Source organism: Brevibacillus massiliensis (assembly GCF_000311785.1).
Lineage (GTDB): Bacteria > Bacillota > Bacilli > Brevibacillales > Brevibacillaceae > Brevibacillus_C > Brevibacillus_C massiliensis.
Map to the genome: position 1 here is coordinate 329,764 of NZ_HE978539.1, position 8,504 is coordinate 338,267.

Genomic DNA, 8,504 nt, shown 5'->3' on the forward strand with positions numbered 1-8,504 from the left:
TATCTGCTCTTTTATATGCCGGATATCCGCCGGATCACGAAATAGGCACCTATCCCGCCCAGCCTACATAAGATAATCAAGCAGACAGCGCTCACATGTGAGCGCAAGCTGGGAGGGAACAACATGGAAGATATACTTACCATACTCCAATCGTCGTACGGATTGCAAATCCAAAACTACGACGAAATTGGCGGTCAAACTCTGCTGGAGACAGATCACGGGCTGTATTATTTTTACAGTTACCCAGTGGGGTACCGTTCAAAACGCAGGTTTGTCGAACGGGTGAAAAAGCATCTGGAAACCACATCCGGTTTTATCATTTTACCGTTTGTCGAGACCCAGGGCAAACAGCCGTATGTGGAAAACGAGGATGAATTGTTTTTTCTGCATCCCGGGGTACGGGAGGCGGTCCTTGAGGATCCTGCTTTTCTCACCGGGCAGGCGCTGGCTGAATTTCATCAGGCAACGATCTCGTTTCCCAAGGATCGCCTGTCCTCGTCCTACGTGTCGCTGGGGGCGTGGCCTAACATGTGGAAAAAGCGCCTTGGCAGCTACGATCAGTATCGCGACGAAGTGGAGGGAAACCGCGGTTTTATCCAGCCGTTCGACGAATACCTGCTCACGTCCTACAGTTACGTGTCGGCGCTTGGCGATACCGCAATCCGCTATTTGACCGGTTCAGGGTATCAACAGGTAGTCAAACAGACTCCCGCCTTGGGCAGGATCGCCTATCAGAATTTTGACAAAGGGTATATCCTCTTTGATGAGGCCGGACAGCGCTACCTTGCCGGTCCGTACAGCTGGGTTGTCGATATGCGCTCAAGGGACATCGGCCAGTGGATCAAGGCGAGAATTTGGGATGACGGCTGGAATCCGGCGGACACGCTTCGTTTTCTCGACGGATACAACAGTGTGGCTCCGCTGCTACCCGAGGAATATCCCATGATCTACGCATTGCTCTTGTTTCCGGGGCGGTTTTTGCGGATGGTGGATCTGTATCACGGGATGCCGCTGGAAGAGCGGGAAAAGCTTTCGCCGGATGCCTGGGAGGCAGGTGCCGAAGAAGAACTGATGGTGATGGAGGGAGCGCTTCGGGAATTTCCTTTGCTGCTCCGAGAGTCCTACGGGATCGAAATTCCGGTTGTGGAGTGGTTTGAAAGAGAATCGGTCGGACAGGCGTGAGGCCAAAACACTCCGATCCAAACCGGCCCGAAAGAAAACAGCCTCGCCAAGCAGCGAGGCTGTCATTGTATCAGAATACTTGTTGTACTTCTTTAATGCCGGGAATTTCTTCGAACAGTGCGCGCTCGATACCTGCTTTAAGCGTAATGGTCGAAGAAGGGCAACTGCCGCATGCACCCATGAGACGAAGTTTCACAATCCCGTCCTCGACGTCGACGAGCTGCACGTCACCGCCGTCGCGCTGCAGGAACGGACGAAGTTTATCCAATACTTCCTCTACTTGTTCCATGATGGACATCGCTATTTCACTCCTTTTCGTACAACATACTTCTATTATAATCCTGAACCCTGCAGAAATCCATGAGTTCGGACACTTTTGCAGCCTCGCCCAAATATTGGGAAGTGACTAGGCCGGCAGTGTATCTTCATACTATAGGATAATGGTATAATGAAACTGATGAATGAAACGGGGGCTAATAAACGTGAAGGTGTACAGCAACGTCAAAGAGCTCATCGGAAATACGCCCATTGTGGAGATCACCCACTTTGATCTGCCGCAAAAGGTTCGCCTCTTTGCCAAGCTGGAGTTCTTTAATCCGGGCGGCAGCATCAAGGATCGCCTGGGGGTGGAGCTGATCCGTGCTGCCGAGGCCAGCGGCGAACTGAAGCCCGGCGGGACAATTATTGAACCGACGGCCGGCAATACCGGAATCGGTCTGGCCTTGGCGGCCGTCGGAACCGGATATCGTGTCATTTTTTGCGTTCCGGAAAAATTTTCCGAAGAAAAGCAAGAGCTGATGCGGGCCCTTGGAGCCGAGATCGTCAATACGCCGACTGAACAGGGAATCAAGGGGGCGATCGCCAAGGCGAAAGAGTTGGCCGAATCGATTCCCGATGCATACGTGCCCCAGCAGTTTGCCAATCCGGCGAATCCCGATGCCCACTACAAAACGACTGGACCGGAGATTTGGAAACAAATGGATGGGGAAGTAGACATCTTTGTCGCCGGTGCGGGGTCTGGCGGCACGTTTATGGGAGTTGCCCGGTATTTGAAAGAACAAAACCCGGCAATCAAGACAGTCATTGTCGAACCGGAGGGCTCCATCTTAAACGGCGGGGAGCCGGGGCCGCATAAAACCGAGGGAATCGGTATGGAGTTCCTGCCGCCATTTATGGACCGCGGCTACTTTGATGCCATACACACGATAGCCGATGAAGAAGCGTTCGAATTGGTAAAACAGCTTGCTGCCCGCGAAGGGCTGTTGGTGGGAAGCTCGTCGGGAGCGGCTCTTGCGGCAGCGCTGCGCGAAGCGGAAACGGCACAAGCCGAAACGTCAATCGTGACGATTTTTCCCGATGGCAGCGAACGGTATCTGAGTAAAAAAATATACCAGGGAGGTATTTAATCCATGCGATTGAAGACGCGTCTGATTCACGGAGGCATTGAAGGGGATCCTTTGACTGGAGCCGTGTCTGTGCCGATCTATCAGGTCAGCACATATAAACAGGAAGCGATCGGGAAACACAAAGGATACGAGTATTCGCGGACCGGCAATCCGACGCGGCACGCTCTGGAGACGTACATAGCCGAACTGGAAGGGGGGGCGAGAGGATTTGCCTTTGCCTCGGGCATGGCCGCACTCTCCTCTGTCCTGTCCCTGTTTAACAAGGGAGACCATATTATCGTAGGAGATGACGTATACGGAGGGACGTACCGGGTCGTCGCCCGCGTCTTTACCCGGCTTGGATTGGAGGCTGACTTTGTCGATACAGGGGACCTGGCTGCCGTCGAGCGGGCGATCCGGCCGAATACGAAAGCGATCATCATCGAATCGCCGACGAATCCGCTGCTGAAGGTGACCGATATCGCCGCCATTGCGCAGATTGCCCGGAATAAAGGGGTGCTGCTGGCGGTGGACAACACCTTTATGACTCCGTACTGGCAAAATCCGCTCGATCTGGGTGCCGACATCGTCTATCACAGCGCGACGAAGTACCTGGGCGGCCACAGTGATGTCGTCGCCGGATTGGTCGTCACGAAAATGAATGAGCTGGGAGACGAGCTGCACTTTGTGCAAAATGCCGTCGGTGGGATTCTCGGTCCTCAGGATTCCTGGCTGCTGCTGCGCGGGATGAAAACGCTCGGGGTGCGCATGGAGGAGCACGAAGCCAACGCCAGGGCGATAGCCGACTGGCTCGCGGAGAGAAGTGACATCTCCCGCGTCCTCTATCCGGGGTTGAAGAGCCATCCGGGACACGAACTGAACAAAAAACAGGCCCGTGGCTTTGGCGCGATGATCTCGTTCGACGTGGGAAGCGCCAGCCGGGCCGAAGAAGTGCTGACAAAAGTGAAGTACTTTACGCTGGCTGAATCGCTTGGCGCGGTAGAAAGCTTGATCGGCTTGCCGGCCCGGATGACGCACGCTTCCATTCCGCCTGAGCGGAGAGCGGAGCTGGGAATCACAGACGGTTTAATTCGCATCTCTGTCGGGATTGAGGATGTAGAGGACCTGATAGAGGATCTGGCGCAAGCCCTGAAATAAGACTCATAAGCTTGAGGGAGCGGAGGAAGCAGAAATGCGTGTAGAGATCACAGTTTACGGAACGGAACAGCTATGTGCAAGCTGTGTCAATTTACCCTCCGCCAAGGAGACGGCTTCCTGGCTGGAGGCAGCGCTCGGACGAAAATACCGCCGGGACTCCTTCGTTGTCAGATATTGTGACTTTCAAAAAGTCGAATCGGCAGAAGATCAAGCCTGGGCACGGCGAATCATCGAGGAAGACTTGTGGTATCCGCTTGTCGTAATTTCCGGGGAAATTGTCGGAGAGGGCAACCCTCGGTTAAAAGACATCAGCGCCAAACTGGAATCGCTCGGCGTACAACCTGTTGAAACTTGAATGGAATAGAGGAAGCCGCCTTCATCTGTTTTCATGAGGGCGGCTGTTTTTTGTCCTTGACGGATCGCTCGTTCTACTCCCCATGTACGACTCATATACTTGGTCGATAACGCAAAACAGGGAGGATGAATGTCGTGATGGAACAGCGGTTGGCGAGATATTACGAGTTGAAACAACTGCAAAAGGAGCTAGAAGAGGAGTTGGAATTGATAAAAAGGGAAATTTTGGATGAACATACTGGTCCTTGCAGCGTCGAGGCGGGCGACTACAAGCTGAGCATCACCTTGCAAGAAAGGCGGGACTATGACGACAACCGGCTGTTCAACGCTCTTCCCGACGCCAGCATCTGGCGGCTGCTGTCCAAGGCTGATGCAGGAAAAATCAGCAGTATGGTAAAGGTACAGGTCATCAACGAGGAAATGCTGGCTGGCACCTATGAGATTCGTCACGTCCCGTATCTGCGGGTGCAGAAGCGGTAAAATTCGATGCAAAGTCGAAATAAGGCAAACCATTTTCGCTTGCGTGTGAATTACCTGCAAAAAATGGTATAATAAGCAATCGTATATATGTTAGCCAAAGAACAGGTAAGGGAGAGGAAATCAATTTGTTTGTAAAAAGAGCCTTGCCAGCCGCAAACGTAAAACCACTGCAGCAGACCGACATCACTGCGACGGGGCCGCTGCGGCAGAAGTTGTACTTTTTGCAAATTTCCAAAGAGGATGTTCAACATCTGGGCAAAGTGCAGGATATCATGGATGAATACGCCGAGCGTATTACCAAAAGACATTACGAGCTGCTGGCCCAAATACCGGCAATGCGCCAGATCATCGACGATCACAGTTCGTTGGAGAGGCTGCATGCAACCTTTATGGAATACCTGAAATCGGTACCCCGTGTCACTTTCGACGAAGAATACATGCGCAGCCGAACCAAGGTAGGAATGGTCCACAGCCGGATCCAACTGGCGCCGGAATGGTTTATCGGGGCGTTCACGAGAATTTATGAGTACCTGGTGCCCGCCATCTTGCACAGATTTCGCAATGCGAAGGAAGCGAGCGGAATTCTCCTGGCGCTAAACCGGGTACTGACGCTTGACGCCCAAATCGTACTGGAAGCGTATCAGGAAGCCCACGAGTTTAAGTTTATCGAGACAAACAGCCAGATCATTGAAGAAATCGTGCAAATGGACAAGGTGCAGCCGCTATTGGCCGCCGTCGACACGACGATCCGCGAAGCGACAAGCGTAAGCGCCGCTTCCGAACAGCTGTCGGCGTCAGTCCAGGAGGTGGCCAACAATGCCGTGCAGGTCGCCGAGAAGACCGATGTGCTGATCAAGCAAGCCCAGGAAGGGCAGGAAATCATTCACCATTCGCTGCAAGGGTTTGCCGACATGGTAGATGACTTTAGCGAAACCCGTGAACGATTTGGTGTGCTTCGCCAATCGATCGATCGGATTACGGAGGTGACCCAGTTTATCCGGCAGGTGGCCGACCAGACAAACCTGTTGGCGTTAAACGCAGCGATTGAGGCGGCGCGGGCAGGGGAGGCTGGAAGAGGGTTTTCCGTCGTGGCCGACGAAGTGCGAAAACTGGCCGAACAAGCGCGCAGCTCGGTTGAGGATATCACCGCCATGATCCAAACGGTCCATCTTAGCGCGGGCGATGTCGAGCAGAAGTCGCAGGAGATGGCGGAGCGCATGCAGCAGCGCGTCGAACAGAGCGGCAAGGCGATCCACAGTCTGGATGCCATCATGGAACAGGTGGTTCACATCGGGGACTTGATGAGCAGCACAGCCGCGATTGTCGAACAGCAATCCGCAGCTACGCAGGAAATTACCGAGCGGATGGTCGAGGTGCTCAACCAGACCGAACTGATCAAGGAGCACGCAGTGGAGACGGGAGAAGACCTCTACGACATCAGCGTAAAGGTGAACCAGCTGCGTTTGAAATCACTGGATTACTTCACGCACCTGGGCAATGTCCAGTTGATTCGGGTGGTCAGAACAGACCATATCTTGTGGAAGTGGTGGGTGTACAACAGCATCCTCGGGTTCCACCAGCTGAACCCAGCCGACGTTGCCGATGATCACGCATGCCGCCTGGGCAAATGGTACGAGCAGTGCAGAGAAAACCCGTCGATTTCAGCGCTGCCTTCGTTCCAGGCATTGGAGAAGCCGCATCGGCGCATCCACCAGCTGGCTTATGAGGCCACCGAGCGGTTGGCTGCAGGAGACAAAGAGACAGCATTGAACCTGCAGAGACAGGTGGAGCAGGTATCTCAGGAGGTTGTCTCGCATCTGGAATCCCTGCAGCGCGAACTGCGCAAGCTCTGACCGGTGGCGCCGCCGGCTGGTGCGGGGCAGAGACCTGCTTACTCCCGCCTCAGTCTCGCATCCAGGATGAAGGGGCCAAACGGGATGATCGAAGCGAGAAACGCCCCCAGCACCCGAAGGATCGACCAACGGTGCGCGATGGTTGTCTGAATGACGGCAAGCAGATAGAGGACAAAGAAAATGCCGTGAAGCCAACCGATGATTTTGACAGGCTCGGGAAAACCGGCCATGTACTTTAGCGGCATGGCGATTCCCAGCAGCAAAAGAAAAGAGACTCCTTCGATGTATCCGATCAAACGCAGGCGTCCAAGGGAAGTTTTCAACATGATCACGAAACCTCCTCATTGAAAATTGAAATCATTATGAGTATAACTGATCCTTTCTGGGAAGGATGGATCGATCCTTGACGAAAGTTTGGATTTTTCCTCGTTTGACTGGTATGACGAACAAGCGCCGCGAATCCCGGGAATGGCTTCGCGGCGCTTGCCTTTGTTGAACTGGATTTGAATGAACGGCAGGAACTTCAATCGAGGCGTTTCTCACCCCAGGTGTTTTTTGTACATCCAAAGGACACCGCTCTTCAGCACGCGCGGCATCGAGCCGACGAGGGAAATTTTTCCCATAACCCCGAAACCTTCCTTTTTCCCTAGTGAGCCGAGTGTTCCTTTCAACTTGAAGCCGGGAAGGCTGGCAGGAAGAGCTTCTCCTTTGATATCGGCCTTAAGCACCAGCGCAATCTGATCTCCCTGCACTTCCGCCAACTGGGCGCTGGGAGCGTACGGCAGGCTGGCGCAGTCCCCGACGACATACACGTTGGGGTAATTAGGAATTTGATGGTATTGGTTTAGAATCACGCGGCCGGAGTTGTCGTGTTCCACCGGCAGGTCGCGGACGATCCGGTTTGCCTGAATGCCCGCTGTCCAGACGATGGCATCGCTCGCCAGCGGCTGGTCATGGTTGTAGACGACGCCCTGTTCGACGCGGTTGACCTGGGCCATGGAGACGATCTGAACGTCGTGCTCGATGAACCACTGAGAGGCGTAATCCCGCAGTTTTTTGGGAAATGGGCTGAGAATGTTCTCGCCGCGGTCAAGGATGCGAATGTTCAGGTCGGTGCGTGATTCGCGCAGTTCCGAAGCCAGTTCGACGCCGCTCAGCCCGGCGCCGACGATCGTGATTTGTCCGTACGGCCCTACGTTGTTGACCGCCTCGTAAGTTTTGCGCGTTGCCCCCAGCGTCTGAATGGAGTGGGTGAATTGATCCGCACCGGGAATGTTGTGATATCGATCTTCGCAGCCCAGCGCAATCACCAACCAGTCGTATTCAAGCGTATCACCGCCGGCAAAGTGAACAGACCGCTGCTCCAGGTCGATGTGCATGACCTCGCCATGCTTTACATTCAGGCGGGGATCACTGGGAAAAGGGACGCGCACAGCGAGTTCCGGTTCCGTTCCGGCTGCCAGCGCGTAGTATTCCGTCTTTAACCCGTGAAATGGCATTCTGTCCACAAGCGTGACGAATACGTTGTCGGGAAGATCATTGGTGAGCATCCGTTCAGCTACCCGCACTCCTCCGTATCCGCCACCAAGGATCACAAGTCGTTTCATAAAAAGTCTTGTCCTTTCTTAGCGTCCTGATATTAGTACCCCTTTTATTTTTAGCACTCCTAAATAAAATTGCAAGCACAATCTTTCCCTTATTGCTTCCAAAAACTAGCGGATTCGCTGATCCAACATCTTCAACACTGGATTTTCACGCGATTCGAGGTAAAATAGTAAGGGATGGGCAAAGGAAAGACAGGTGATAAAAAACATGAAACCGTTGGTAGAATTTTGCGCCAGCAATGCCTCATCCTATACCCAGTCTGTCATCGAGGCATTGGAGCAGGATCCGGACCTGGATGTCGATGTAGTGGAATACGGCTGCCTGGGACATTGCGGGGAATGCTACATGGTTCCGTACGCATTGGTAAACGGTGATTTTGTGAGTGCTGCCACAGCAGATGAGCTGCTGGAGAAAATAAAAGCAAAAATTCGCGAAGACGAAGAATCATTTGGGAAAGACCTTCCTTTTTAGGAAGGTCTTTCTGCTT

The 8,504-nt window shown here is 53.5% G+C and carries 10 protein-coding genes; 7 read left to right on the forward strand and 3 right to left on the reverse strand.

What is annotated here, in order from left to right:
* Positions 1–123: 123 nt before the first annotated feature.
* Positions 124–1,182 carry a hypothetical protein gene (locus HGBM_RS12480; RefSeq protein WP_019121440.1) on the forward strand — a complete coding sequence of 353 codons (1,059 nt, stop codon included), beginning with the start codon at positions 124–126 and terminating at the stop codon, positions 1,180–1,182.
* Between the two features lie 70 nt (positions 1,183–1,252).
* On the opposite strand, the gene HGBM_RS12485 is transcribed toward HGBM_RS12480, so the two are convergent.
* On the reverse strand, positions 1,253–1,480 hold the full coding sequence (locus HGBM_RS12485; protein ID WP_019121441.1) for a NifU family protein: 228 nt from the start codon (positions 1,478–1,480) through the stop codon (positions 1,253–1,255).
* A gap of 184 nt (positions 1,481–1,664) precedes the next feature.
* On the opposite strand from HGBM_RS12485, the gene cysK reads away from it, so the two are divergent.
* From cysK to HGBM_RS12510, 5 genes are all read left to right on the forward strand, one after another.
* Positions 1,665–2,588 carry a cysteine synthase A gene (gene cysK / locus HGBM_RS12490; protein WP_019121442.1) on the forward strand — a complete coding sequence of 308 codons (924 nt, stop codon included), beginning with the start codon at positions 1,665–1,667 and terminating at the stop codon, positions 2,586–2,588.
* A gap of 3 nt (positions 2,589–2,591) precedes the next feature.
* Positions 2,592–3,725: a bifunctional cystathionine gamma-lyase/homocysteine desulfhydrase gene (locus tag HGBM_RS12495; protein WP_019121443.1), complete on the forward strand. Its 1,134-nt coding sequence runs from the start codon at positions 2,592–2,594 to the stop codon at positions 3,723–3,725.
* A 34-nt stretch (positions 3,726–3,759) separates the two neighbouring features.
* Positions 3,760–4,080, forward strand: a complete 321-nt coding sequence (locus tag HGBM_RS12500) for a YuzD family protein (protein WP_019121444.1) — start codon at positions 3,760–3,762, stop codon at positions 4,078–4,080.
* A gap of 137 nt (positions 4,081–4,217) precedes the next feature.
* A complete protein-coding gene (locus tag HGBM_RS12505; RefSeq protein WP_026074376.1) occupies positions 4,218–4,559 on the forward strand; it encodes a hypothetical protein in 342 nt (113 codons plus the stop codon).
* Between the two features lie 125 nt (positions 4,560–4,684).
* The gene (locus tag HGBM_RS12510; protein ID WP_019121446.1) at positions 4,685–6,412 is read left to right on the forward strand and encodes a methyl-accepting chemotaxis protein; all 1,728 of its coding nucleotides are present in this window, start codon (positions 4,685–4,687) and stop codon (positions 6,410–6,412) included.
* 38 nt (positions 6,413–6,450) lie between these two features.
* On the opposite strand, the gene HGBM_RS12515 is transcribed toward HGBM_RS12510, so the two are convergent.
* The gene (locus tag HGBM_RS12515; protein WP_019121447.1) at positions 6,451–6,738 is read right to left on the reverse strand and encodes a DUF3817 domain-containing protein; all 288 of its coding nucleotides are present in this window, start codon (positions 6,736–6,738) and stop codon (positions 6,451–6,453) included.
* 213 nt (positions 6,739–6,951) lie between these two features.
* Positions 6,952–8,019, reverse strand: a complete 1,068-nt coding sequence (locus HGBM_RS12520; RefSeq protein ID WP_026074378.1) for an NAD(P)/FAD-dependent oxidoreductase — start codon at positions 8,017–8,019, stop codon at positions 6,952–6,954.
* Positions 8,020–8,224: 205 nt separating this feature from the next.
* On the opposite strand from HGBM_RS12520, the gene HGBM_RS12525 reads away from it, so the two are divergent.
* Positions 8,225–8,488 carry a DUF1450 domain-containing protein gene (locus HGBM_RS12525; RefSeq protein WP_019121449.1) on the forward strand — a complete coding sequence of 88 codons (264 nt, stop codon included), beginning with the start codon at positions 8,225–8,227 and terminating at the stop codon, positions 8,486–8,488.
* Positions 8,489–8,504 lie beyond the last annotated feature (16 nt).

Excerpts from the sequence above, each read along its gene's own strand:
- HGBM_RS12480 (WP_019121440.1), top strand. The coding sequence starts at position 124 with ATGGAAGATATACTTACCATACTCCAATCGTCGTACGGATTGCAAATC.
- HGBM_RS12485 (WP_019121441.1), bottom strand. The coding sequence starts at position 1,480 with ATGTCCATCATGGAACAAGTAGAGGAAGTATTGGATAAACTTCGTCCG.
- HGBM_RS12495 (WP_019121443.1), top strand. The coding sequence starts at position 2,592 with ATGCGATTGAAGACGCGTCTGATTCACGGAGGCATTGAAGGGGATCCT.
- HGBM_RS12500 (WP_019121444.1), top strand. The coding sequence starts at position 3,760 with ATGCGTGTAGAGATCACAGTTTACGGAACGGAACAGCTATGTGCAAGC.
- HGBM_RS12505 (WP_026074376.1), top strand. The coding sequence starts at position 4,218 with ATGGAACAGCGGTTGGCGAGATATTACGAGTTGAAACAACTGCAAAAG.
- HGBM_RS12515 (WP_019121447.1), bottom strand. The coding sequence starts at position 6,738 with ATGTTGAAAACTTCCCTTGGACGCCTGCGTTTGATCGGATACATCGAA.
- HGBM_RS12520 (WP_026074378.1), bottom strand. The coding sequence starts at position 8,019 with ATGAAACGACTTGTGATCCTTGGTGGCGGATACGGAGGAGTGCGGGTA.
- HGBM_RS12525 (WP_019121449.1), top strand. The coding sequence starts at position 8,225 with ATGAAACCGTTGGTAGAATTTTGCGCCAGCAATGCCTCATCCTATACC.